Source organism: Mucilaginibacter sp. PAMC 26640 (genome assembly GCA_001596135.1).
GTDB lineage: Bacteria > Bacteroidota > Bacteroidia > Sphingobacteriales > Sphingobacteriaceae > Mucilaginibacter.
This window is the reverse complement of sequence record CP014773.1, coordinates 519205-543964: the sequence shown is the minus strand read 5'-3', so window position 1 is coordinate 543964 and position 24760 is coordinate 519205. Positions and strand designations below refer to the sequence as shown.

24 protein-coding genes are annotated in these 24760 nt (G+C 43.0%); 15 read left to right on the top strand and 9 right to left on the bottom strand.

Annotation, left to right across the window (positions count from 1 at the left end; genetic code table 11):
- Positions 1-154 precede the first annotated feature (154 nt).
- Together A0256_02410 and A0256_02405 are read left to right on the top strand one after the other, a co-directional pair.
- A complete protein-coding gene (locus A0256_02410) occupies positions 155-2632 on the top strand; it encodes a hypothetical protein (protein ID AMR30349.1) in 2478 nt (825 codons plus the stop codon).
- 249 nt (positions 2633-2881) lie between these two features.
- On the top strand, positions 2882-3304 hold the full coding sequence (locus tag A0256_02405; GenBank protein AMR30348.1) for a histidine kinase: 423 nt from the start codon (positions 2882-2884) through the stop codon (positions 3302-3304).
- Here A0256_02405 and A0256_02400 read toward each other — a convergent pair.
- The gene (locus A0256_02400) at positions 3288-4061 is read right to left on the bottom strand and encodes an MBL fold hydrolase (protein AMR30347.1); all 774 of its coding nucleotides are present in this window, start codon (positions 4059-4061) and stop codon (positions 3288-3290) included. The genes A0256_02405 and A0256_02400 overlap by 17 nt on opposite strands.
- Positions 4062-4406: 345 nt before the next feature.
- Between A0256_02400 and A0256_02395 the strand changes: the two genes are divergently transcribed.
- The 4 genes from A0256_02395 (at position 4407) to A0256_02380 (ending at position 9727) form a co-directional block, all read left to right on the top strand.
- Positions 4407-4781 carry a transcriptional regulator gene (locus A0256_02395; protein AMR30346.1) on the top strand — a complete coding sequence of 125 codons (375 nt, stop codon included), beginning with the start codon at positions 4407-4409 and terminating at the stop codon, positions 4779-4781.
- 77 nt (positions 4782-4858) lie between these two features.
- Positions 4859-6901: a hypothetical protein gene (locus A0256_02390; GenBank protein AMR30345.1), complete on the top strand. Its 2043-nt coding sequence runs from the start codon at positions 4859-4861 to the stop codon at positions 6899-6901.
- Between the two features lie 188 nt (positions 6902-7089).
- Positions 7090-8802 carry a DNA repair protein RecN gene (locus tag A0256_02385; protein AMR30344.1) on the top strand — a complete coding sequence of 571 codons (1713 nt, stop codon included), beginning with the start codon at positions 7090-7092 and terminating at the stop codon, positions 8800-8802.
- A 112-nt stretch (positions 8803-8914) separates the two neighbouring features.
- Entirely contained in the window at positions 8915-9727 is an 813-nt protein-coding gene (locus A0256_02380) for an enoyl-ACP reductase (GenBank protein ID AMR30343.1), read from the top strand.
- A gap of 163 nt (positions 9728-9890) precedes the next feature.
- Here A0256_02380 and A0256_02375 read toward each other — a convergent pair whose 3' ends face one another.
- The 7 genes from A0256_02375 to A0256_02345 form a co-directional block, all read right to left on the bottom strand.
- Positions 9891-10232 (bottom strand): hypothetical protein, encoded by a 342-nt coding sequence (locus A0256_02375; protein ID AMR30342.1) that lies wholly within the window; start codon positions 10230-10232, stop codon positions 9891-9893.
- A gap of 261 nt (positions 10233-10493) precedes the next feature.
- Positions 10494-11153 (bottom strand): hypothetical protein, encoded by a 660-nt coding sequence (locus A0256_02370; GenBank protein AMR30341.1) that lies wholly within the window; start codon positions 11151-11153, stop codon positions 10494-10496.
- Positions 11126-12220 (bottom strand): glycosyl transferase family 2, encoded by a 1095-nt coding sequence (locus A0256_02365; GenBank protein AMR30340.1) that lies wholly within the window; start codon positions 12218-12220, stop codon positions 11126-11128. Before A0256_02365 ends, A0256_02370 begins: the two co-directional genes overlap by 28 nt.
- Complete coding sequence (locus A0256_02360) at positions 12221-12847, bottom strand: hypothetical protein (protein ID AMR30339.1); 627 nt, start codon at positions 12845-12847, stop codon at positions 12221-12223.
- 11 nt (positions 12848-12858) lie between these two features.
- Positions 12859-13485: a hypothetical protein gene (locus tag A0256_02355; protein ID AMR30338.1), complete on the bottom strand. Its 627-nt coding sequence runs from the start codon at positions 13483-13485 to the stop codon at positions 12859-12861.
- On the bottom strand, positions 13482-14300 hold the full coding sequence (locus A0256_02350; GenBank protein AMR30337.1) for a hypothetical protein: 819 nt from the start codon (positions 14298-14300) through the stop codon (positions 13482-13484). The genes A0256_02355 and A0256_02350 overlap by 4 nt, the downstream gene beginning before the upstream one ends.
- Before the next feature lie 124 nt (positions 14301-14424).
- On the bottom strand, positions 14425-15645 hold the full coding sequence (locus tag A0256_02345) for a 3-deoxy-D-manno-octulosonic acid transferase (GenBank protein AMR34403.1): 1221 nt from the start codon (positions 15643-15645) through the stop codon (positions 14425-14427).
- Positions 15646-15787: 142 nt separating this feature from the next.
- Between A0256_02345 and A0256_02340 the strand changes: the two genes are divergently transcribed.
- From A0256_02340 to A0256_02300, 9 genes are all read left to right on the top strand, one after another.
- Positions 15788-16774, top strand: coding sequence for an NAD-dependent dehydratase (locus A0256_02340; GenBank protein ID AMR30336.1), 987 nt, complete (start codon positions 15788-15790; stop codon positions 16772-16774).
- Between the two features lie 19 nt (positions 16775-16793).
- Positions 16794-17813 (top strand): UDP-glucose 4-epimerase, encoded by a 1020-nt coding sequence (locus A0256_02335; protein AMR30335.1) that lies wholly within the window; start codon positions 16794-16796, stop codon positions 17811-17813.
- A 73-nt stretch (positions 17814-17886) separates the two neighbouring features.
- Positions 17887-18939 (top strand): dTDP-glucose 4,6-dehydratase, encoded by a 1053-nt coding sequence (locus A0256_02330; protein AMR30334.1) that lies wholly within the window; start codon positions 17887-17889, stop codon positions 18937-18939.
- Positions 18940-18943: 4 nt separating this feature from the next.
- Positions 18944-19687, top strand: coding sequence for a capsular biosynthesis protein (locus A0256_02325; GenBank protein ID AMR30333.1), 744 nt, complete (start codon positions 18944-18946; stop codon positions 19685-19687).
- Positions 19688-19886: 199 nt separating this feature from the next.
- Complete coding sequence (locus A0256_02320; protein AMR30332.1) at positions 19887-20795, top strand: LysR family transcriptional regulator; 909 nt, start codon at positions 19887-19889, stop codon at positions 20793-20795.
- Between the two features lie 75 nt (positions 20796-20870).
- Entirely contained in the window at positions 20871-21425 is a 555-nt protein-coding gene (locus tag A0256_02315) for a protease (GenBank protein ID AMR34402.1), read from the top strand.
- 80 nt (positions 21426-21505) lie between these two features.
- Positions 21506-21736: a hypothetical protein gene (locus A0256_02310; protein AMR30331.1), complete on the top strand. Its 231-nt coding sequence runs from the start codon at positions 21506-21508 to the stop codon at positions 21734-21736.
- The gene (locus tag A0256_02305) at positions 21733-22164 is read left to right on the top strand and encodes a hypothetical protein (protein AMR30330.1); all 432 of its coding nucleotides are present in this window, start codon (positions 21733-21735) and stop codon (positions 22162-22164) included. The genes A0256_02310 and A0256_02305 overlap by 4 nt, the downstream gene beginning before the upstream one ends.
- Positions 22164-23642, top strand: a complete 1479-nt coding sequence (locus tag A0256_02300) for a phytoene dehydrogenase (GenBank protein ID AMR30329.1) — start codon at positions 22164-22166, stop codon at positions 23640-23642. The genes A0256_02305 and A0256_02300 overlap by 1 nt, the downstream gene beginning before the upstream one ends.
- Positions 23643-23697: 55 nt before the next feature.
- Here A0256_02300 and A0256_02295 read toward each other — a convergent pair whose 3' ends face one another.
- The gene (locus A0256_02295; protein AMR30328.1) at positions 23698-24723 is read right to left on the bottom strand and encodes a ferrochelatase; all 1026 of its coding nucleotides are present in this window, start codon (positions 24721-24723) and stop codon (positions 23698-23700) included.
- Between the last annotated feature and the right edge of the window lie 37 nt (positions 24724-24760).

Here is a 24760-nt window from a genome sequence, read left to right as displayed (position 1 = left end):
CCTGTGCAATAGGTTTTGAAATGATACGGCATTACCATTTTTAGTTAAGTAAATTTCTTAACTTCTCTGTAACATTTCCGACACGTTGAGTAAAACTCAAATTTAATCCAAACTTTCTTGACAGTTTTGTAGTGTCCTAATAACATACTTTTTTATGCGTTTTCTTTCTTTTGTATTGCTGATACTTCTTTTCTCTGTTAATACCTTTGCGCAAACTGCCGGAAAAGGCAAAATTGCCGGTAAAGTTATAGATGCCGTAAGCAAGCAGCCGGTAGATTATGCTACCATTTCTGTATATAAACAAGCGGCAACCAGCCCTTTCAATGGCATGAGCACCGATGCTAAAGGCTCCTTTAGTATTGATAATGTTCCTGCTGGTGATTACCGGGTAACCATTGATTTTTTAGGATATAAACGTACCACTATAGACCATGTTATTGTTTCCGACGGCGGTACCACCCCATCCTTAAGCAACGTGTTGATGGAGCCGGCGCAGAACCAACTGAAAGGCGTGGTTGTTACCGCTAAGGCACCGGTGATAGAAAATAAGATAGATAAAATGGTTTATAATGCGGCCAATGATCTTACGGCGCAGGGTGGTGTTGCGCTGGATGTTTTAAAGAAGGTGCCAATGGTTTCTGTAGATTTGGATGGAAATGTTGAACTGCAGGGTAATGCCAATGTGCGTTTCCTGATCAATGGCAAGCCTTCCAGTATTTTTGGCGCAAGTTTAGCAGACGCGCTGCAGGCTATACCCGCCAGCCAGATAAAAAGCATCGAAGTAATTACCAGCCCCGGTGCTAAATATGATGCAGCCGGGACAGGTGGTATCATCAATATCATTTTAAAGGATAGCAAGGTACAAGGCATTAATGGAAGTGTCAACCTGTCTGCCGGCACCCGTTTGGAGAATGGCTCGTTCAATTTAAATGCCCGGAAAAATAATTTTGGGGTGAACGCTTTTTTTAGCGGTAATGCGCAGCTGGCAACTACAGGTTTAAACAGTAACGACAGGCTATCGCGAAATATACCCGGCGATACCCTTACCCATCTTTTGCAAAGCGGCGATAATACCACGCGGCGCAGTGGTTACCAATCTGGCATCAGTTTTAACTGGAGCATAAGTAAAATGGATGAGCTGACAGCCTCGGTAAATTTTAATCATTTTGGGAATCATAACAACGGGTTTACTAACCAGCAACAAGATCGCCTTAGTCCCGGCGGTGATCTGTTTTCGCAATTATCAAGCAACCGCACATCAGATAGCCGTTTCAATGTAAATGCAACTGATTTCAGTTTGGCCTACAAAAAAACATTTAAGAAGGAAGGGCAGTCCCTGGATATATTGTACAGCACCAGCTATGGAAAAAACACCTTCTCTTATTTTAACCAGCAAGACTACTTAACGGGTAATTACCCAACCAGCGGATCGCGCAGTAATAACCCGGGCAACGATAGAGAAACCAACATCTCTATTGATTATTCGCACCCGTTTACCAAAACGTTTACGCTGGAAGCAGGTGCCAAGGCGGTTCTTCAAAATTTGAAAAATGTGGTGAACACCGATAGTTTGTTAAATGATGGCAGTTACATCAACAACGCCAACCAATCTTACGGGTTTAATTACAAGCGCCAGATTTACGCAGGGTACTTGTCGGTATCTACTTCTCTGTTTAATAGTTTTCTGGATGTCAAAGCAGGCTTAAGAGATGAATACACCAATACATCAGCAGATTTTGCTGGCGTGGTGATCCCCGGTTACAATACATTTGTGCCGTCGGTTACCCTATCGCACAAGCTTAGCCCTACCCAATCCATCAAGGCGAGCTATTCCTACCGGATAGAGCGCCCTGATTATGGCGATCTTAATCCTTTTTATAACATCAGCGATCCACATAATATCAGTACCGGTAATCCTAACTTAAAACCCGAGTTGAGCCATGGCGTTGAACTGGGGTATAACCGGTCTTTTGACGGAGGCGCCAACCTTTACCTGGGGAGTTTTTACCGCCATAATATTGATGATATACAGCAATACACTATCCCCTATGATGTGCTAACCATCAATGGTGTAGATTATCCTGATGTGCTGCTTAATCAGCGCAGTAACATTGGCACCCAAACAACCATTGGCGGTAACCTTTTTGCCTCGGTACCGGTAAGCAGTAAGCTTAATCTGCGTACCAATATGTTTATTGCAAGCCGTACCAATACCAACCCGGGTATTGCTAAAGTAACAGGGGTAGGGTACAGGATAAATTTAAATGCCAGTTACCAGTTTCCGCATGATGTGCTGGCAGAAGGGTTTGTTAATTACAACTCATCGCAGAGAACACTACAGGGTACAAGGCCTTATTTTGTGTTCTATAATATTGCCATTCGTAAACAGTTCATGAACAAAAAGGCAAGCGTTGGTTTGGTATCAGCAAATCCGTTTACACATTATGTAACACAACGCGGTACCACTAACGGGCCAACCTTTAATCAGGTAAATATCCGCCAGGTTCCGTTGCAATCGTTCGGGATAACTTTGAGTTACAAATTTGGCAAATTGGAGTTTTCTAAAGACAAAGAGAAAGAAAAGGATAACCAGGATGGTGGTAACGCTATGCCATCATCAGAGGGGCGTTAACTGGTAATTAACTTCTGGAAACGCAAGGTTTGATAGTTTGTAATAATATGTGGATTTTTTGCGTATATTACTTAAGTTTACGAACCGGATTAAAATACAAAATGAAATCTGTTGTTTTAAACCAATAGTTTAAAAATTAAATTTGTAATCTATTTATCTTTAATTACTTGTTTTACATCTCACGTTTTTCCCAATACAAACCGGCAGTGGTAAAACCTTTTTCGTCATTTTTGCGTATAAGAAGTATATATGAACCCTTTTAGTACTAAAACCGTAAGCGTATTATTGGTTGATGACGACGAGATTAATAACTTTATATCTATAAAGTTAATCAAGAAGGCATTAACCAGTACTGACATCATGGCCTGCCTTAATGGGAAATTTGCTATTGATCAGCTTGCGGAGATTCAGCGTAACGACCCTGCTAAATTGCCAGATTATATTTTGCTGGATATTAATATGCCGATTATGAACGGCTGGGAATTTTTAGACGAATACAAGCGTTTAAATATCGATCCGCTAGGAAAAAGCAAGATCTATATTATTTCTTCATCGGTGTTTAGTAACGATATCAACAAAGCGCGCTCTTATCCCCTTGTGAAAGATTTTATCTCAAAGCCGCTTAATGTGGATAAGATAAAAGAACTATTTGGGGTTAAAGAACAGGCGTAACGATAAACTGTTCATCGGTATTGCTTACGGTACCAATTGCATTGGCCCTCGCATGATAAAATAAGCAGGTATACCCTTCAGCAGCAGCTTTTCGCCCATATTCAATTCTTAACCCGGCAGACCGCTGGCCGTCGAAATCATATTTAGCTACGAACTTCCTGATCAATTGTTCTGGTTCCGGCAGCTCATCTCCCCCAAAAAACACCTTTCCATTAATAAATTCAAACCAAAATACCTGGTGAAATTTACTATGACCGCCGCTGTGTTCGTAGCTAATGCCGGGTTTAAACTCGCCGCTACCTTCAATGAGGGTTAGCTTTACCTTATTTTGTAAAGCCTCAAAAATTTCTTTGTGATAGGAAGAAGACGCCCCGGTAAGGCCAAATTCCCACTCCTGTTTGTTGATCACGTGTTCTGCATCCGGAAAACTGGGCTCCAGTTTACCGTTGCGCTCTACCACTAGTCCGCCGGAATGATCGTAATGCAGGTGGCTCATGAGTACAAGGGTAACATCCTCCGGATCAAAACCGGCATTGCGAATGTGCTGATGAAGTAATAATTCGTCGCGGGTGTCTTTATACCCCAAGCCGGCATCTAGCAAGATAAGGTCATCATTGGTTTTGATGAGGAAAGGATTCACATGGATAAATAACGATCCCGGGCGGTCGCGCCGGTTTTCTGTTTCCGGGTTAAAAGGAATAAACTTTTTAGTAACATCAACCGAATAGGAGCCCTCACCCAATGCAAAAATTTCCATAGTGCTGCAAATATACGGGGCATAAAGGGTTTTGAAAAATAAGGGGATAATAATGACAATAAGCTGTAACGCGGGGAGATGGTTGATGTCTATTAGTCGGAAACCAATTTACCGCAGCGGCAATAAAACAATAGTCAATAAAAACGTTCAAAAGTTAGTGAACTAATAATTGCGTTTTGAAAAAACAATAACTCGACCAAGCTTTGCCTTGCTCTGTGCTAAACAAAATGTAGATTTCTGTTCTCTATGTGTTAAATCAACATCATACCAAAAAGAATAAAATAAAATTTGCATATACGAAAGTTATCGTAGATATTTGTACGAAGGAATTCGTAATAGGGAAAAATGGAACTGAAACCAACAGAAAGCGAGCTGGAAATTTTACAGGTTATTTGGAAAAAGGGCGAGTGTACGGTACGCGACGTGCACGAGGAACTTGCCAAAAACAAAGAAGCGGGGTACACGACTACCCTGAAACTTATGCAGATTATGCATGAAAAGGGTTTGGTGGAACGCAACACCGAAGCGAAAACGCATTTGTACAAGGCATTGATCAGCCGCGAACAGGCACAACAGGGCGCGCTGGATAAGATCTTATCTACCGTGTTTAAAGGCTCTACCAGCGATTTGGTGATCCAGGCGCTGGGACAGCACCGGGCATCGAAAGATGAGATCGACGCCATCAAGAATTTCCTGACCAGGTTTGGGGAAGGGGAATAGCTTTCGGATTTGGTTTTAGCGATTTAGGAGTTTTAGGTTTTTAGCGTTTAGATTTTAGGATTTAGCATTTAAGATTTATGCAGTTTCTTCTTTACAACATCAGCCAGGTTTTAGGTATTGCCATTTTACATTCTTTATGGCAGGGTTTATTGATATGGATACTGTTGCGTGCAGCACTAAGCAGTCTTCCTGATTTATCGGCTATAAAAAAGTATAATTTGGCCGCAACCGCTATGCTGGCTATTGCAGCCTGGTTCTTGGTTACCCTGTTTAACGAGGCGGTTAACTTAAACTGGCACCCGGCTGTTAAAACGCCCGGAGCAGGTGTTATCTCTATGGCAGACCTAAAAAATCATTTTTCGCCCTTTACGGCGCAGGCAGATCGATACTACTATGTAATTGAAGCCTATCTGCCCTACATCTCTATCCTTTATACCGCAGGTTTAATGGTGAACCTGCTTAAATTGAGTTATTGCAGGCTAAAGTTGCATCAAATTAAAAAGGCCTTGTTCCCGGCGGGGGATTTGCAATGGCTGGTAGACGATTTCTCGGTGCAACTGAACATACGCCGCTACGTCAGGGTTAATTTTAGTTCGCTTGTTGATGTACCCTGTATGATCGGTCACCTTAAACCTATCATCCTTTTACCATTTTCGCTGGCTGCCAACCTTTCTGTTGCAGAAACGGAAGCTATTTTATTACACGAACTCGCTCATATTAAACGCAATGACTATTTAATCAACCTGCTGCAGCAGGTAATCAATTCCTTATTGTTCTTTAATCCTTTTGCACAAGTCATCAGTGGTTTAATAAACACAGAGCGAGAGAATTGCTGCGATGACCTGGTGGTACAAACCACAAATAAGCCGCTGGTGTATGCCCGGGCCCTTTTAAAGCTCGAAGAAAGCAGGCGAAGCAACCTGCAGCTGGCTTTGGCCGCCAGCACCCAAAAACATTATTTATTAACCCGAATTGAACGCATCATGAAAACTCAACAAAAAACAGGCAACATACGCCATTTGGTGCTTGCCATATTATTATTAGCCGGTAGCTTAAGCAGCATTGCCTGGCTAAACCCCGAAATTAAGAACGGCAAAATTACTGTTAAAGCCATAAAACCGGCAGAAGCAATGAAAAGCCTGTTCACCCCTGCTGATACTACCCTAAAAAAGGCTGACAAATCAGATAATAAAAAATTTAAAACAACCGCATTCAAAACTCAAAAGCTTAAAAAGCATCTGTACAACAATAGCGGTGATGTTTACCAAACTTTTAGTATCAACGATCCGCAGCTGGACAAATTGACTGCAGAAGTAAACAAACATGCTGCCGAGATCAGCAAATATTACGACAGCGATAAGTTTAAGAATTTCAGTGCCGACATAGATAAACGGGGTAAAGAAATTGATGCTTTTTACAACAGTGATAAGATTAAGAAGATTACGGCAGAGCAAGAAAAGCTGGGTGCTGACTTTGAGAAGATCAGTAAAAATCCGGATGTGGAGGGTTACGGCAAGCAAATGGAAGTACTGGGCAAAAAAATAGAGCGATACTTTAACTCAACCGAGTTTAAGAATATGAACGCTAAATTAAAAGCCAAGTACGGCATCAAAAGCGATTATAACGACGACCGCAACGAGAACTACCGCAAATACCAGGACGAATTACAAAGCAACCTGTCGCCAGAGATCAAATCGCAAACAAAAGCAATGAGCGATTTAGGTGAAAAAATGAGAAGCTTCTACCAATCGGACGAGTTTGTGGGTAAGAGTGAAAAATTACGTGCCATGGGCGACAGCATACGCCAGGCCTACGATAATCCGCAGATAAAGCAGCAGCAGGAAGAAATGCGTAGACTAGGTGGCCAGATGCGGGCCTACGCCGACAATCCGGAGATTAAAAAGCAAAAGGAATTGTTGAAACAAGCAACTGAGCGTTTGCACACTTACACTAACTCACCGCAATTTAAAGCCAAGATGAAACAATATAGCAGCAGCCATAAAACTTTCCGCTTGGAGAATGATAATAACAACAACAACAACAACAATAATAACAACAACAATAATAATAACAATACCGAAGTAAAGATTGACGCGCCACCAGCACCGGTTAAACCGTAAATAACACTCAGTCTATATGAAATTGTTGCCGCAGGCTTTCGCAAAGGGAGCCTGCGGTTATGAACTGCTTCTGCTAACAGCAACTGCTCCAATGCCTCGCTATTTTTTTTAGCATTTTTAAAGAGTAAAACTTTTAGGTAAGTATCTTTTTGTAATTTAGTGCTTTTAAAAAAGAGGGCACTTTTTTTATGCTTCAAAAGCTAACCATACAAAATTACGCACTGATTGATAACCTGGAGATCAGCTTTGATAAAGGGCTCAATATCCTAACCGGTGAAACAGGTGCAGGTAAATCTATTATTCTGGGTGCACTTTCGCTGATTCTTGGTCAGCGTGCCGAGAGCCGCTATTTTTTTAACCAGCAAAAAAAATGCGTGATAGAAGGTTCGTTCAGGATCGATGGTTTTCATCTAAAATCATTTTTTGAGGATAACGACCTCGACCACGAGGACGATACCGTGCTGCGCCGCGAGATTTCCAGCGATGGTAAATCCCGGTCGTTCATCAACGACACGCCGGTTAATTTAACACTGCTTAAGCAGTTTGGCGAAAGACTGATCGATATCCATTCGCAGCATGCCACCCGGGAGATTAACGACCCCGAGTTTCAGCTTTTAGTGGTTGATGGCGTAGCTGGTCATCAGGATCTGTTAACAGACTATCAAATAAAGTTCAAAGCTTACCGGAAATCGCTTACGCAATTGCAGCAGTTGATAGAGCAGAACGATAAAGCTAAGGCCGATCTGGATTACTACCAGTTCCAGTTTGATGAGTTGGATAAAGCCGGCATCGCTGCCGACGAGCAGGATGGGCTGGAGAAGGAACTTGCTACTTTAAATAATGCCGACGAGATAAAGCGTAACCTGCTGGGTGCCCACTTCCTGATGAACGAAGGAGAGACATGTGCCATTATACAACTAAGAGAGGCGGGTCAGCAGTTATCTATTGTAGAAAAATTTAATACCGAAGTAGAAGACTTACATGAGCGACTCAAAAGCGCACTTATTGAGCTGAAAGATATCGCTGCTGAAATTGAAGGCATCGAACAAAAAACTTTAACCGACGATGCCCGCGCAGAAGAAGTAAATACACGGTTAAGCCTGCTTTATAATTTACAGAAAAAGCACCGCGTAAATAGCAATGCGGAGCTACTGGAGATCCAAAATGACCTGTCTGAAAAAATTGCGCAGGCGGTGTTTGGCGACGAAGCGGTTGAGAAGTTACAGAAACAGATCAGCGCTGCCAAGGCTGAACTGGACAAGCTAGCGGCACAATTGTCTGCCAACCGCAAAAAGGTTATCCCGGTGATCATTAAAAAAGTACTGGCGAACCTGGCCGAAATGGGTATGGTCAATTCCGTTTTGGAAATTGAGCAAAGTTCGCTGGCCCCGCAACCCACTAAAGGGGGAGCTATTGCAAACAGTCAGGGCAATTCAACTTCAGCGGAGCTGGGGGCCAACGGTTTAGACGTGATCCGCTTCCTTTTCTCCGCCAATAAAGGCCATACACTGGCTGATATGAGCAAGGTAGCATCTGGCGGTGAATTGAGCAGGTTAATGTTGAGCATCAAATCTATCATTGCGGAGTATACCGCCTTGCCAACGATAATATTTGATGAGATAGATACGGGTGTAAGCGGTGAAGTGGCCAATAAAGTTGGCCAGGTGATGGAACGACTTGCGCAGAATCTGCAGGTGATCACCATAACTCACTTGCCGCAAATAGCAGGCAAAGGCCAAAGCCATTACTTTGTTTATAAAGATGATACGGAAGCAATAACCAAAACCCGCATTAAAAAACTAACCGACGAAGAGCGCGTTACTGAAATAGCCAAAATGCTGAGCGGTGATAAGCCGGGCGAAAGTGCGCTCCAAAATGCCAGGGAGTTACTTGCAGGCTAGATATTTTGCAGATAAGAGCGTGCAGTTAACAGAAAACTATGGGCAACTGCAAACTGCCAACTGCAAACTTGGAACTAATTTATAACTTTGGCGCACTATAAAACTAAAAACAATGGCTTACAACTTATTAAAAGGTAAAAAAGGGATCATTTTCGGGGCGTTGAACGAGCAGTCTATCGCATGGAAGGTAGCACAGCGTTGCGTAGCCGAGGGGGCCGAGATAGTTTTAACCAACTCGCCGCTTGCATTGCGTATGGGCGAACTGAATAAACTTGCAGAGGAATGTAATGCCCCTGTTATTCCTGCTGATGTAACCAGCAACGAGGATGTAACCAACCTGTTCACCAAAAGCATGGAGCATTTTGGCGGCGGTGTAGATTTTGTACTGCACTCAATCGGTATGAGCGTGAACGTGCGTAAAAACATCCCGTATACAGAAAATAACTACGATTTTACGCACAAGGGTTTAGATATATCAGCTTTAAGTTTTCACCGCGTTATGCAGGTGGCTATGAAAATGGATGCCATTAATGAATGGGGTTCTGTTTTGGCCTTAACCTACATTGCTTCTCAGCGTGTATTCCCTGACTATAATGACATGGCCGACAACAAAGCCTACCTGGAAAGTATTGCCCGTAACTTTGGTTACCAGTATGGGGTTAAAAAACATGTACGTGTAAATACCATTTCGCAGTCGCCAACCCGTACTACTGCGGGTAACGGTGTTAAAGGCTTTGATGGATTTATCAACTACGCAGAAAAGATGAGTCCGCTGGGAAATGCCAATGCAGACCAGTGCGCTGATTACTGCGTAAGCTTATTTAGCGATTTGACCAAAATGGTTACCATGCAGAACCTTTTCCACGATGGTGGATTTTCTTTTACCGGCGTAACAGCTGCCGTGATAGAGCAAATGGAGAAATAAATTTACGCTCAACCGCGATCACTAAATCGTGATTGCGAGTTACTAAGCAATCTCTAGATAAGTATAGCGGTGATGCAAAGCTTTAGAGATTGCTTCGTAACCCGCAGCGATGAGTTCTGTAAACAGGAAAGGCGCCTATTTGGCGCCTTTCCTGTTTATACTGTTAGTCAATCAATACTACTTTCAAATTCAAATTTGGGGGGATTGGGGTAGTTGAACCGCCATCACTGTTTTGAGCATCAATGTACACATGCCCTAAGGTATACGTGAACCTGTAGGTGATGCCGCCGTAAACGGAAGGAAGTTGCTCATATTCGCCCGATCCTAAATCGTTGTAAACCAATACGGCGCCATTTGAATCATAATAACTGTCGATGGCTTGAACAGGAACATCCGCTGTGTAAGTGATACCGTTATCTGCCGTTGTCCAATTATTGGCTTTAGTGAAAAAAGTTATAGCTCCCGGAGCTACTACATTTTCCTTTTTGCATGATGCCGCTGTCAATACCAATATTGCAAGGCATAAAATAGATAGAATTCGTTTCATATGGTTTTATGTATATTCTTATAGAACTGTTTTACCATGGAAAGGTTTAATCAAAATTTTTAAATACTTTTTTTCAGACTTCTTACGTAAAAAAAATGCAACGCAAAGCCTTGGATAGAGGTGTTTTGTTTTCGAGTTTGATCAAATTTTAAGGTGCCTTATATCTAAATTCTATTATCCTTATTTAAGCAGGTCTTGCTCCCACACAGCAAACGTTGGTTAAAAGAAGAGAATAATAGCTGCAAGGATGCCAAAGAAGATAAATTGTGTTGCCAGCAGCACAGGGGCGGCAATGCTTTGCTTTTTAAACTGAAATTTTTCGAATACGAACAGCATTGCAACACTCACCAAAAACCAGCAGTAATAATTTTTGAAGGGAATGGTGTTTCCCGCCCAGTGCCAATAGTCAAACCGGGTGGCAACCGGTTCTATCAGTAGGTCCAACGCAACCAGCATTAAGCCGCCTACAGCAATTCTTGGTAATATACCTTTCAGTCTACTGCGCTGCATAGTTATCCCTGCGGCATATATGAGCAGGAACCAGTTAATACCAATGGTGAGGGGAATGTCGAAGATTTTGAGGCCCAGCGTGGAGCCATAATCATACACGCCAAAGATCCAGTTTTTGTGTACGCCTATCCATTCAAGCGCAACGCCCGATATAAATATGAGGGAGATGAAAAAAACAAACTTACCATTAAAATTTTTATGACCTGATATGATTACCAGCAGCATCAGCAAAATATGCCAGGGCACTATTTGCAGGAACAATGGGCGGGTTAAGGGCAGCACCAATCCCATAAGGCCCACTATGTGGAACAGCACAATTACAGCAATGGCGGCGCGGGGTGTTATACTGAGATCTTTCGGCCTTTCCATACGGTGGTTTTGCTGAGGTGTTTTTGAATGGATGTGATCCCTATAAGCAATAGGCTCATCATTTGTACAGGATGTAAAATTACGTTTTTCCAAGCTTTTTGCCCGGCAGATAATGAGATCATGATGCGGGTAAGTATAATTAGTCCGGTCATGATAAAAATTAAATTAAGGTTGGCTGCCATTAAAATCACTACCGGGCCGCCCATGATTAGCAGCAGATAGATCATAAAGCCAAAAATATTGTAATTAAAGGCCGCCAGGAAATTCTTACCAAAACCGTTAATGGCCTCATTATAGCCCTTATACATCCGGCAACTGATCATACCATTAGCAAGCAAAGCCTCACCGTTCAAGCCCGAAGCTTTAACCAGCTTCATAATCTCTACATCTTCCACCACCTTGTTTTTTGCCAATTGGTGCCATTGGTATTCCTGATAGGTTTGGCTGTCAAAAAGCATAAACTGCCCGCTGGCGGCAGATACGGATGCGCTTTTTACCAAATAAACCAAACGCAGGGGCAACAGGTTCAGCAAAATGAAATGCATTAGTGGTACAACCATGTTTTCGCCAAGGCTGCGCATCTCCTGATTGGTAAAAAGGCTGAGCAGGGACAGTCTCCGTAGTTGCATCCGGTGAATGGTACTGTTGATCACCCCATTGCTTACCTTCTCGTCAGCATCCAAAAAAAGCAGGTAGCGGCCGGTAGCTTGCTGCGCCAATTGGTAGCAGGCATAGTTTTTACCCAGCCAGTCGGGAGGGAGCGCTTCTCCTTTAATAATTTTAAAGCGGGGGTGGTCTTCCACAAAGTCGGCGCAAACCTGGTAAGTGTTATCAAATGAGTTATCATCGAGGATCAGCACCTCGTAGTTGCTGTATTCCTGCTGGTGGATAGATTCCAGCAGTGTTAAAATATCTTCCGCCTCGTTACGGGCGGGGATAAGGATCGAAATTTTATCAGCATACCGTTTGCTGACCCGGGTTAGTTTTGGGTTTGATAAAAAATTGAACAGGGTTACCGTAAACCGCAGGATCAAAAAAATAAAGGAGACGAGCAGGGCTATGATCACTTAGATTTCAATTTCAGTTTCGTGTTTTTTGGAGATGTCATAGTGCTGTTGATAGGCGGTTTGCAGGTCGTCAATGGTTTTATTAGCATAGCTGGTACTTTCTGCTTTAAGATAAACGGTTGCGTTGGGTTGTTTATGTTTAAAGTATTGAATAAAAGTTGCAGCGAAGATCAATTGAAATTTGCCTTCAGCTTTTTTAATGATCCGCAGGATACCTTTTTCAAAATTAACCTTTTGCACAAAATTCGAATATAGCTTTCCCTGGGGAAACATTAGCACGAGGTTTCCTGGCTCGGCAAGCAATTCCGCTGCATAATCCAGCGAACGAATTAGATCTTTCGAATTTTTGCTTACCGAAAACGCACCACCATACCTGAGTATTCCCGAACGAGTTGCTGTTTCCTGTAGGATCATCACATGGAATTTTTTACGGAACAGTTTTTTGCTGATGGAATACAAGATCAGCCCGTCCCAAAAACTAAAGTGATTGCCCACCAAAAGTACCGACCGGTTTTTATCTACAGCAATTTCATCATACAGCAATTCATGAAACTGGCGGCTTACCGCCCACTTCACATAGGTATCAAATACCCATTTAACAACCGCATTTTTTTTTGGATATAACATGCTATGCTTTCCTAATGTGCTACGGTTAATTGTGCCTTTAAGGCCTCACGGTGTGCGGAATTAATCTTTTCGCTCAGTTCGTCAAAGGTGAGTTCTCCTGCCAAACCGCAATCCACCATGTGGAAATATACCGATGGCTTCAGGCTTTCAAAATATTCTATCAGTGCGCAATTGTAAATGATCTGGCAGGGGCCCTTAATGTTTTTAATAAGGCGCTCAATTCCTTTTTCAACTTTTATCTCAGTCGTATGGTTAGAGATCAGTTCGCCTTGCGGGAAAACGATCACCAGGTTCTCCGGGTCGTTCAGTATCTCCGCGGCATGCTGCAGCGATCTGATCATCTCCCGCGAACTGCGGTTAATAGAGAATGCACCGCAATGGTTCAGCCACATGCGGGCTTGCAGGTGATCTTCCTGCATCATGATATAGGAGTTACGGAAGAGGTGCCAGTAGGCCAGGTAATTAGCCCACAATCCATCCCACCAACCAAAATGGTTGCAGAGTAATAATACTGAGTGCTCCGGTTTCGGCGTAATTTTATTAACCACCACCAGCCTGTGAAATGTTTTACGCATGCGGTAATGCATGTATTTGGCAAACAGGTTGGCCAGGAATTTTTTGCGGCGGGCGGCTATCATTGCGGTAAATTTACTAAATAGTCATCCAACTCTTTCACCACCAGCCAATGGCCAAGGGATACTTCGTGCACATCGGCTTTATCCAGTGTATTTAAAAAGGGCACTGCAGCACTCTTGGGAAATAAATTATCATCCTTTCCAAAAACCAGCCTACAATGGATGTGGTGCCGGTTAATCAACTGCGCAACTTTGGCGGTATCGGGTTTTAGTAAGCGGATAAGGTTTAAAGTATAGTATACATCCTGCCGTTTTTGTTCGGTGTCGATCTCATTGTAAGCAATATTAAACAAGCTATCATCTATAAAGCCAACTTTTTTCAGGCCTTTGATCAGCGATGGTGCCAGCCACTTGCTTTTGGTTACGGTTTTAAAGAAGAACCGGCCGGTTGTTTTGTGCGTTAAAAAATGAAATCCTTTGTAAACCGAAAGGCCGTCAGGCGCCATCAGGATAATATTGTCTATCAGTTCGGCGTATTCTTCTACCAGGATCAGCGCAATGTTGGCTCCGATAGAATAACCCATCACCGAAAACCGCTGTCTGCCATATTGTTTAAACCACTCTTCTACATAAAGCTTAACCAGGGCTTTGGGCATGCCGGCGGTGATCTGCGCTTCGGTCCAGTTGGTTAGCTTGCTTTCACCATGAAAAAAATGGTCAAAGCCATAAACATGGTACGCCTGCAAAACCGACTGCTCTAAAACGTGAAACTGCCTCCCCGTCATGCCATAACCATGAAAAGCCAGCATAGGTTTTGAGCCGCTGCCGTACTCATGATAATGTGCTGTGCCGATACCGGGAAGATGTAAAAAGCCCATAATGGCAATATTAAGTAAAAATTGGGTATGGAGGTTTGTTGGCTGTTGATTTAACTAACGTGTGCGCAGATGATTGGCGTAAAGAATTCAGAAATGTACCTCGATAATTTAAAAAGAAATCAGTTTAAAATGGGTGCTTCCCTATAATGTATTTCATAATGGCCTCTGTTGCCCCGGTATGCTCTTCCACGTATTTTCTGGCTGTTGCAGATGTAAGGTGCCTGAATGCTTCATCCGCTATTAGTTTGTCTGCTATATTAAATAGTTCCTCCTCGTTACTGATGCTAAACCCGGCGTTCAGTTCTGCCAGATCTTTTGCTTCTTTAAATTTCGCATATTTCGGCCCAAATATCACGGGCATACCAAAGGCCGCAGCTTCAAGGGTATTATGGATGCCTGCGCCAAAGCCGCCTCCTATATAAGCGATATCTGCATATTGGTAGAGCGAGGAAAGCATACCAATGTTATCGATAACCAAAGTGGTGAGTGGTGAGTTGTGAGTTGTGAGTTGTGAATATTTTACGGTTGTTTCCTGTGATAGCAGGTTTACCAGGTTGCCTATTCGTACTTCGCCAATTTCATGTGGGGCAATGATGAATTTCCAGTCGGGGTGTTTGGTTATTAAAGCAGCAATCAGCTGTTCATCCGCCGGCCAGGTGCTGCCGGCTATAAATAGTTTTTGGCCGTTCTTAAATCCGGCGATCTCCGGCAATGCTTTTGGCTGCTGTGCATTGGCCCAAACCCTATCAAACCGGGTATCGCCGCTGATGGTTACGTTGGTAATTCCCCTGCTTTGCAGTAAGTGTTTGCTGGGGATATCCTGTACAAAGAACCAGGTAACCAGTTTAAGCATTTTGCGGTGCAGGCCGCCGTACCATCTAAAAAAAACCTGCTCGGGCCTGAAAATCCCCGAGATGAGATAGAGTGGCACATGTTGATGATGTAACTCATTGAAGTAATGGTACCAGTATTCATACTTGGTGAAAACAGACAATACAGGGTTAATAGTCGCTATGAATTTATTGGCATTTGTTTCGGTATCCAGAGGCAAATAATATACTGCATCGGCCAGTGGTGTGTTCTTCCTGATCTCATAACCCGAAGGAGAAAAAAAAGTGACAACTATAGGTTTAGATGGATAAGCGATACGCATTTGCTCCAAAACCGGGCGACCCTGTTCAAATTCGCCAAGTGAGGCAAAATGAAACCAAATGCTTGAAGTAAGGGGTTGTATTTGCTGGTTTTGCCGGCCGGATACCCACAACTTTGCCTTAGTATTGAAAAACGAAACAAAATATACCAGCCAGTAATATAATGTAATACCAATGTTATATAGTACAAGCATTTTAAATTTGTAATTATTATCTTCGTCGGACGGTAAAAGTAATAACATTAATTGCAAAATAGTAACAGGTTGGCAATTCCGAAAGGATCTACCTGGCTACTTCAAACTGTAACTTATCACATATCAACAAAAAACATAATTAATGGCAACACGTAAACGTATTTTAATAACCGGTGCGGCCGGTTTTTTGGGATCGCACCTTTGCGACAGGTTTATTAAAGAAGATTTTCATGTAATTGCGATGGATAATCTGATCACCGGGGACCTGCGAAACATCGAACATTTGTTTAAACTGGAGAATTTCGAGTTTTATAATCATGATGTGTCAAAATTTGTGCATGTTGCGGGTGAGTTAGACTATGTTCTGCACTTTGCTTCACCGGCAAGCCCCATTGATTATTTAAAAATACCTATTCAGACTTTAAAAGTTGGTTCGCTGGGTACCCACAATCTGTTGGGATTAGCTAAAGCGAAGAATGCCCGCATGCTCATCGCCTCCACTTCAGAAATTTATGGCGACCCTACCGTTAACCCGCAACCTGAAGAATACTGGGGTAACGTGAATACGGTTGGCCCGCGTGGTGTTTATGATGAAGCTAAGCGTTTTCAGGAATCCATCACCATGGCTTACCATACATTCCATGGTTTGGAAACCCGTATCGTGCGAATATTTAACACTTACGGCCCGCGCATGCGCCTAAATGATGGCCGTGTGCTGCCTGCGTTCATAGGCCAGGCCTTGCGTGGCGAACCATTAACCATGTTTGGTGACGGATCGCAAACACGCGCGTTTTGCTATGTTGACGACTTGATTGAAGGCATTTACCGGTTGTTGTTTAGCGACTACTCGCAGCCAATGAATATCGGTAACCCGGATGAGATCACTATTCGCGAATTTGGTGAAGAGATCATCAAATTGACGGGAACCGATCAACAGATGATCAGCCTTCCTTTGCCTACGGATGATCCTAAACAGCGCCGCCCGGACATTACCAAAGCAAGAGCTATTTTAGGCTGGGAGCCAAAGGTATCACGCAGTGAGGGTTTGAAAATCACCTATGAATATTTTAAATCGTTGCCTGATTCGGAAATTCAGCACAAGGATTTTACCTATTTTAACAAACACTAAGTAACTTCAACACAATAACATGAAAATATTGGTTACAGGCGGTTTAGGCTTTATTGGTTCGCACACGGTAGTAGAATTGGTAAATGCAGGTTACGAACCGGTAATTATTGATGACCTGTCTAACTCCAGCATTAAGATCTTAGATCAGCTTGCCAAGATAATCGGTTATAAGCCTGCTTTTTACAATTTGGATCTTTGCGACGAGCAAGCTGTATTAGATTTTGCAAAACAGGAGCCGGAAGTTGGTGGTATCATTCACTTTGCTGCGTTCAAAGCGGTGGGCGAATCGGTAAAATTGCCGTTAAAATACTATCGGAATAACTTCTATTCGCTTATTAACATCCTTAACGCTTACGAAGGTAAGGCGCTTAATTTTGTATTTTCATCCAGCTGTACCGTTTACGGCCAGCCCGATACGTTGCCTGTAACAGAAGATGCACCGGTGAAGGCTGCCCAATCGCCATATGGCAATACCAAGCAAATAGCCGAGGAGATTTTAAAAGATGTTATTGCTGCAGGCAGTAGTTACAAAATTATTTCGCTTCGTTACTTTAACCCTGTTGGCGCGCACGAATCAGCGCTGATTGGCGAGCTGCCAATTGGTGTGCCACAGAACCTGGTTCCCTTTATTACGCAGACAGCTATCGGTAAGCGCGAAAAACTAACCGTTTTTGGCGACCAGTACAATACGCCGGATGGTAGCAATATCCGCGACTATATCCACGTTGTAGATCTTGGTAAGGCCCACGTTGCAGCACTTCAACTGGCCGAAAAGGATAGCTTTAAAGGTTTTGATGTATTTAACATAGGAACAGGGACCGGAACATCGGTATTGGAAGTTATAAAGGCCTTTGAACAAACAACCGGGGTTAAACTTAACTACCAGATTGGGCCTGCACGCGCGGGTGATGTGGAGCAGGTATGGGGTGATGTAACCAAATCCACCAACGAATTAAAATGGAAAACAGAGCTGGACATCAATGCGATGATGTCATCGGCCTGGAAGTGGGAAAACTACCTGGCGCAAAACCCTGTTTAATCTCCAACATAACAACATTAGCACGGTACTTGCAGTATGCAGGTACTGCGCTTTAATTAAATAAGTTTTCGAAATGAAAAAAATCATTATCACCGGTGGGGCGGGGTTTATCGGTTCGCATGTTGTGCGGCGCTTTGTTACAAACTATCCGGATTACCAGATCATCAATCTGGATAAATTGACCTACGCCGGTAACCTGGCCAACTTAAAAGATATAGAGAATGAGCCTAATTACCGTTTCATAAAAGGTGATATTGTTGACCTTGGCTACATCAATAATTTATTTGAGACAGAACGGCCGGATGCAGTTATCCATTTGGCGGCAGAATCGCATGTGGATCGTTCAATTACCAATCCGCTGGAATTTGTAATGACCAATGTTGTCGGGACGGTAAACTTATTAAATGCGGCTAAAAACCTCTGGAAGGACGACCTGGAAAATAAGCGTTTCTATCACGTATCCACCGATGAGGTGTATGGTACGCTAGGCGATACCGATATGTTTACGGAGAAAACCGCTTATGATCCGCATTCCCCTTACTCGGCCTCAAAAGCAAGTTCAGATCATTTTGTCAGAGCTTATCATGATACCTACGGGCTGAATACCGTTATATCCAATTGCTCTAACAACTATGGGTCATTCCATTTCCCGGAAAAGCTCATTCCGTTGGCAATTCATAATATTAAGCAGCAAAAACCTGTTCCGGTATACGGAAAAGGCGAAAACATTCGTGATTGGCTATGGGTAGAAGACCATGCAAGGGCCATCGATTTGATTTTCCATAAAGCGGCCACCGGTACCACTTATAATATCGGCGGGCATAACGAATGGAAAAATATCGACCTGATCCAATTACTTTGCAGTATATTAGATAAAAAATTAGGCAGGGCAGATGGCGAATCGGCACAACTGATCACTTATGTTACCGACCGCGCAGGTCACGATTTGCGTTATGCTATCGATGCTGCCAAGCTGAAGAATGAATTGGGTTGGGAACCATCTATTACTTTTGAAGAAGGACTGGAAAAAACGGTTGACTGGTACCTGGTGAACGAACAGTGGCTGAGCGATGTAACATCCGGCCACTACCAGGAGTATTACAGTGAACAATATAATAACCGCTAGATAAATGTTTGGTTTTTTTAAGAAAAAGGAAGTAAAAAAAGTAAGAACCCTTGATTACGGGCCTCTTTTGGTAGATATGCATTCGCATGTTTTGCCGGGAATTGATGACGGTGCCCAAACTCCTGAAGAATCTATCGTGCTGATAAAAAAGATGATGGAGCTGGGAATAAAAAAGATCATTGCCACGCCACATGTCATGGTAGATTATTACCGTAATGACAGGGAATCGATATCTAATGCACTTGCTATACTTAAAGAGGAATTAAAAAAACAAAACATTGATATACAGGTGGAAGCGGCAGCCGAGCATTACCTGGATGAAACATTTGAAAAGCGGATAGACGAAAAAACGTTGTTTACGATGGGTGCAGATAATTACGTACTCTTTGAGTTGTCGTTCATTAATGAGGCCCCAAATGTGATCCAACTTATTCAAAAAATGCGGGACGCTGGTTATAAACCAATTTTGGCGCATCCGGAACGTTACCCTTACATGGATATCGACCGGTTAAGGATGATCCGTAGCTGGGGTTGCAATCTCCAGATCAATACAATTTCATTAACCGGATACTACGGCAAGCCAACAAAGAAGATGGCCGAAGAGTTGGTAGATCAGCAAATGGTTGATTTTATTGCAAGTGATATGCATCACCCGCGCCACGCCGCGGCCTTTGAAGACGCGCTGACTACTGAATACCTGGAGAAACTCCTTGATGATTATCCGCTCAAAAATAAGATGCTGTTTTGATAGCAACCAATGTCTATCGTTAAAGTTTAACTAACCTTTAAAAGGGAATCAGCATCGTTGATTCCCTTTTTTTATTGAATATTCAAATTGTATTTCGTCGGGGTGGCAACTCCTAAAAGGTAGCGGCTGTTTAAAAGCAACCAGATGTAGACTGGCTAATCTTCCTGTAATAAACCGTATCGTTTATTAACTTAGCCGAATGATCTCTTTCGCTCATCGTGTGTTTATGGAAGTTGCTGCCAACCTGAGTTTCAGTAAAGCAGCACATGTGCTGTTTGTTACGCAGCCGGCCATCAGTAAGCATATCAAAGCGTTAGAGGATCAGTATAAAGTGCCTCTGTTCGAGCGGAAGGGTAACAGTATCCTGCTTACCAAAGCAGGCATCAAATTAAATGAATACCTGCAGCAGGCTACGGAAATTGAGCGGAAGATAGAGTATGATCTTTCTATCCTCAGTAACACCTCTAATGCCGCCGGGCATTTGCGCCTGGGGGGCAGTACTACCATAGCGCTTTACATTCTGCCTTATATCCTTTCGGGGTTTCAGCGGGAATACGCCAATGTGGGTGTACAGCTTGTTAACCGTAATTCAGAATATATTTTGAATGCCCTGCTGAACCACGAAGTTGACCTGGGTATTATTGAGGCCGACAGCAAATTAACTACCGTTACCTACAAGCACTTTATGAGTGATGAAGTGATCCCTGTTTGTTCAGCTAAAAGTCCGCCGGCCGGGAAATCATTAACGTTAAAGCAGTTTGTTAAAACACCTGTCGCACTGCGCGAGCGGGGCTCCGGAACATTAACAGCGCTATTAAAGGCCATCTCCGCTCTTAATATAAAACCTGCAGATCTGGCAGTGAAGATTCGCCTGGGGGGTACAGAGGCGCTAAAGAATTTTCTGTTGGCAGATCAGTGCCTAGGGTTTATGCCGCGCCCGTCTATCTTGCGCCAGCTGGCGGAGGGCGAGCTCGTGGAAGTGCCGATAGAAGGACTCAAGATCACCCGTGATTTTTACTTTATCCGCAGAAAGGGAACCGAGGACAATGGGCTCACCAGTAATTTTATCAATTACGCGGTGCATCATGTAGCTGCCGGTCAGTCATAAAAATATCAGCTTTCATTTTCATAAAACTATTATTTTGTTACCCTGTAGTTAATGTATAGCAAAACAAAAACTACTATGGCAAATTTAAATAACAAGAAAGTAGCTCTTCTGACAGAAGAGGGCTTTGAACAAGTAGAACTTACCAGCCCTAAAGCGGCTTTGGAAGCAGCGGGTGCAACAGTACACATCATATCGCCACAAAGTGGCAAGATAAAAGCCTGGAACGAAACCGATTGGGGTATTGAGGTTGATGTGGATAAGAATTTGAGTGACGTAAGCCCGGATGATTATGATGCTTTGGTATTACCTGGCGGCGTTTTAAATCCTGACAAATTGCGTCAAAATAAAGACGCGGTAGCCTTCGTATCGGCATTTTTAGACGAAGGCAAGCCGGTGGCAGCAATTTGTCATGGTCCGCAGGTGCTTATTGAGACAGGCATGATCAGCGGTCGCCGCCTTACCTCTTATCCATCTTTGGAAACTGATTTGAAAAATGCAGGTGCAGAATGGGTAGATGAAGAAGTAGTGGTAGATAATGGTTTGATAACAAGCCGCACACCAAAGGATCTTGATGCCTTTAATCGCAAAACGATTGAGGAAATTGGAGAAGGTGTACACGAAGAAGCGTAAGCTTATGGTTTCATTAATTAAAAAGGAGGAATTTAAAAAGTTCCTCCTTTTATTTCACATGCAATTTGTTAAATTTGATTATGGTTCAATTAAGTGGAACATACGAAAATGGCACCGTGACATTGGATAAACCAGTGACGATTGATAAACCTGTAAAGGTTGTTGTCACTTTTTTGGATGAAGATATTTCAAATAAGGGAAAACGTTTAACGGTCGATGATTTTTCTTTCGCCAAAGGTCGGGAGATACTCAAAGAATTAAAAGGAAGTTTGGCCGATGCTGTAATTGAAGAGAGAACAAGTGCACTGTGAATGTTTTTTTTGATACCTCATCACTTACCAAATTATATCATCAGGAAGATGATACGAATAAACTTCTGAATTTCTTAAACGCGAATCCTGGCTTTGGTATCTATATTTCTGAATTAACTACGGTTGAGATTTATTCAGCAATTTTTAAAAAAGTGAGGATGGGGCATTTGGTTCTCCCCGAGGCGGAAATGTTTCTATCACTGGTTGACAAGGATTTTAAGAACTTTAATATAATTGAAATTGATACACTGCTTTTAAAGCAGGCGCAACGCTTGGTAGCAAAATACGGAACCAGGGGTTTACGAACTTTGGATGCAATTCAATTAGCCTCGGCAATTTCCCAAAAGCAAATAATTCACCTCGCTTTAACTGGTGATATCTTACTAAAGCAATTGCTCATTGCAGAAAACTTTAATTGTGATTTTTAATGCCGCAAAAAAAAGCTTTAATCATTGGTGCCGGAATCGCGGGCATCGCCACCGCCATCCGGCTGGCAGTAAAAGGTTATATTGTTGAGGTTTTTGAAGCCAATGGTTATGCTGGTGGCAAACTTTCCGAAATAGATCAAAACGGATATCGTTTTGATGCAGGCCCCAGCCTGTTTACCATGCCGCAATATGTAGAGGAAATTTTTGAACTGGCCGGTAAAAAGCCATCCGACTACTTCCGGTACCAAAAACTGGACGTAGTGTGCCGGTACTTTTATGAGGACGGCACGCGCATAGATGCCAACGCGAATACGCAAAAATTTGCCCGGGAAATTAACCGGTCAACTGCTGAGCCTGAAATTAATGTTATAAAATACCTGGCCAATAGCAGCGGCATCTATACCATTACCAACCATGTTTTTTTAGAGCGATCCTTACATCAGCTCCAAACCTATCTGCGCTGGGATACGATACGCTCGGTGTTTAAGTTGCCGAAAATCGATGCCTTTCGTACCATGCACAAAGCTAATACATCCTATTTTAAGGACGAACGGATAGTACAGTTCTTTGATAGATACGCCACTTATAATGGTTCAAATCCGTACCAGGCACCGGCGACATTAAACGTTATTCCACACCTGGAACATCATTACGGTGCATATTTTCCTAACGAAGGAATGTACAGCATTACTACAAGCCTGGTTAAGCTGGCAGCGGAATTAGGTGTAAGGTTCAATTATAATTCCCGTGTTGAGGAAATTGTGGTGATCAACAAGCAGGTAAAGGGTTTAAAGATAAAGGCGAAAGATGTTTTGGGAGACCTGGTTATATCTAACATGGATGTTTGGTTCACGTATAAAAACCTTTTGAACAAACACCCCGAATTACACCCGGCCAAGATCCTCAGTCAGGAACGCAGTAGTTCGGCTTTGATATTTTATTGGGGCATTAACAAAAGTTTTCCGGAACTGGATTTGCACAACATCTTTTTTAGTAAAGATTACAAAGCGGAGTTCGACCATATTTGGCAGCGGCAGGATATTTACCGGGACCCAACCGTTTACCTCAATATCAGTTCCAAATACAAATCTGATGATGCACCCCCCGGTTGCGAAAACTGGTTTGTGATGATCAACGTGCCGGCCAATAACGGGCAGGATTGGGATCAGCTTATCTCATCGGCCCGGAAAAATATATTGGAAAAATTAACGGGTATTTTAAGTGAGGACATCGATAAGCTGATCGTTGGCGAAAGTATCCTCGATCCGCGAAGCATCGAGAGTAAAACCTCGTCTTATAAGGGGTCCATTTATGGAACCAGTTCCAATAGCCAGTTTGCAGCCTTCCTGCGTCATGCCAACAAATCATCAAACGTTAAAGGCCTTTACTTTTGTGGGGGCAGCGTACACCCGGGTGGCGGTATCCCGTTATGCTTATTATCGGCTAAAATCGTAAGCGAATTAAGCCCGGCCCCCTAATTCCGTTAAGGCGAACAGATGTTGAAATGCCGCAGCTTGTAAAGACGCTTACTGTTTAACGAGCAGCAGGCTTCACCATCTGTGCCATCGCTTCTATCCATTTCGGAGAATCGTTCAGGCTCTCTACCAGCTGTATGTGCTCGCCGCCAAGCGCTTTAAATTCTTCGCCATATTCTTCGGTAACTTCAAAAACCGTTTCTAGGCAGTCGGCAACAAAAGCGGGGCAGAAAACAAGCAGGCGCTTCTTGCCTTCTTTAGCCAATTGGGCAATTACTTCGCTGGTATATGGCTTTACCCATGGATCGTTTCCCAGCCGGGATTGGAAGCAAACTGAATATTTATCTTTAGGCAAGTTCAGCTTCTCAGCAATCAGTCTTGCCGTATCATGCGATTGTGCGGAGTAACAAAGTTTATTGGTATCGTTTAAGGTGTTGCAGCAGCCATCGGTTTTGAGGCAATAATTGCCGGTATGGTCACATTTTTTTAGTTGGCGCTGCGGTAAGCCGTGAAAGCTGAATAGAATATGATCGTACGTTTCGGGCTGATATTTACGGCCGTTATCCGCAAACGTTTCTATCATCAGCTCGTTATCATGAAAAGAGTTTACGAATGAGATGGTAGGGATGGTTTGCCAGTCTTTCACCAGGCTCATTACCTTATCATAAACAGACCCTGTACTTGCAGAAGCATATTGCGGGAATAACGCAATCACCTGGATCTCGCTGATCAGGGCTTCTTTAAATCGTAGCAGTGCAGATTCAATAGACGGGCTTTGGTAACGCATAGCCAATTCCACCATATACTCGTCGCCAAGGTGATCCTGTAAAAGCTGCCGCTGTAAAATGCTGTAGTGTTTTAGCGGTGATCCGGTTTTCTCATCCCAAATTGCCCTGTAGAGTTTGGCTGATTTTGGTGCGCGGAAAGGTACGATAATACCTTTTACCAATACCGTACGCAATGCAGCGTTTACATCGATTACCCGCGGATCCATTAAAAACTCATCCAAATACTTACGTACATCCGCTGTAGACGGACTATCCGGTGTGCCTAAATTTACAATTAAAACTCCTTTTTTTGCCATAATATACAAGTGCGCAAATGTAAGAAAAATAGGCCCT

Bases quoted from the DNA above. Each gene is read 5' to 3' on its own strand.
- A0256_02330 (AMR30334.1), top strand. From the start codon at position 17,887: ATGAAAAAAATCATTATCACCGGTGGGGCGGGGTTTATCGGTTCGCAT.
- A0256_02355 (AMR30338.1), bottom strand. From the start codon at position 13,485: ATGATAGCCGCCCGCCGCAAAAAATTCCTGGCCAACCTGTTTGCCAAA.
- A0256_02405 (AMR30348.1), top strand. From the start codon at position 2,882: ATGAACCCTTTTAGTACTAAAACCGTAAGCGTATTATTGGTTGATGAC.
- A0256_02370 (AMR30341.1), bottom strand. From the start codon at position 11,153: ATGGAAAGGCCGAAAGATCTCAGTATAACACCCCGCGCCGCCATTGCT.
- A0256_02350 (AMR30337.1), bottom strand. From the start codon at position 14,300: ATGGGCTTTTTACATCTTCCCGGTATCGGCACAGCACATTATCATGAG.
- A0256_02390 (AMR30345.1), top strand. From the start codon at position 4,859: ATGCAGTTTCTTCTTTACAACATCAGCCAGGTTTTAGGTATTGCCATT.
- A0256_02300 (AMR30329.1), top strand. From the start codon at position 22,164: ATGCCGCAAAAAAAAGCTTTAATCATTGGTGCCGGAATCGCGGGCATC.
- A0256_02380 (AMR30343.1), top strand. From the start codon at position 8,915: ATGGCTTACAACTTATTAAAAGGTAAAAAAGGGATCATTTTCGGGGCG.
- A0256_02345 (AMR34403.1), bottom strand. From the start codon at position 15,645: ATGCTTGTACTATATAACATTGGTATTACATTATATTACTGGCTGGTA.
- A0256_02335 (AMR30335.1), top strand. From the start codon at position 16,794: ATGAAAATATTGGTTACAGGCGGTTTAGGCTTTATTGGTTCGCACACG.
- A0256_02295 (AMR30328.1), bottom strand. From the start codon at position 24,723: ATGGCAAAAAAAGGAGTTTTAATTGTAAATTTAGGCACACCGGATAGT.
- A0256_02315 (AMR34402.1), top strand. From the start codon at position 20,871: ATGGCAAATTTAAATAACAAGAAAGTAGCTCTTCTGACAGAAGAGGGC.
- A0256_02360 (AMR30339.1), bottom strand. From the start codon at position 12,847: ATGTTATATCCAAAAAAAAATGCGGTTGTTAAATGGGTATTTGATACC.
- A0256_02325 (AMR30333.1), top strand. From the start codon at position 18,944: ATGTTTGGTTTTTTTAAGAAAAAGGAAGTAAAAAAAGTAAGAACCCTT.
- A0256_02400 (AMR30347.1), bottom strand. From the start codon at position 4,061: ATGGAAATTTTTGCATTGGGTGAGGGCTCCTATTCGGTTGATGTTACT.
- A0256_02385 (AMR30344.1), top strand. From the start codon at position 7,090: ATGCTTCAAAAGCTAACCATACAAAATTACGCACTGATTGATAACCTG.
- A0256_02340 (AMR30336.1), top strand. From the start codon at position 15,788: ATGGCAACACGTAAACGTATTTTAATAACCGGTGCGGCCGGTTTTTTG.
- A0256_02410 (AMR30349.1), top strand. From the start codon at position 155: ATGCGTTTTCTTTCTTTTGTATTGCTGATACTTCTTTTCTCTGTTAAT.
- A0256_02310 (AMR30331.1), top strand. From the start codon at position 21,506: ATGGTTCAATTAAGTGGAACATACGAAAATGGCACCGTGACATTGGAT.
- A0256_02395 (AMR30346.1), top strand. From the start codon at position 4,407: ATGGAACTGAAACCAACAGAAAGCGAGCTGGAAATTTTACAGGTTATT.
- A0256_02320 (AMR30332.1), top strand. From the start codon at position 19,887: ATGATCTCTTTCGCTCATCGTGTGTTTATGGAAGTTGCTGCCAACCTG.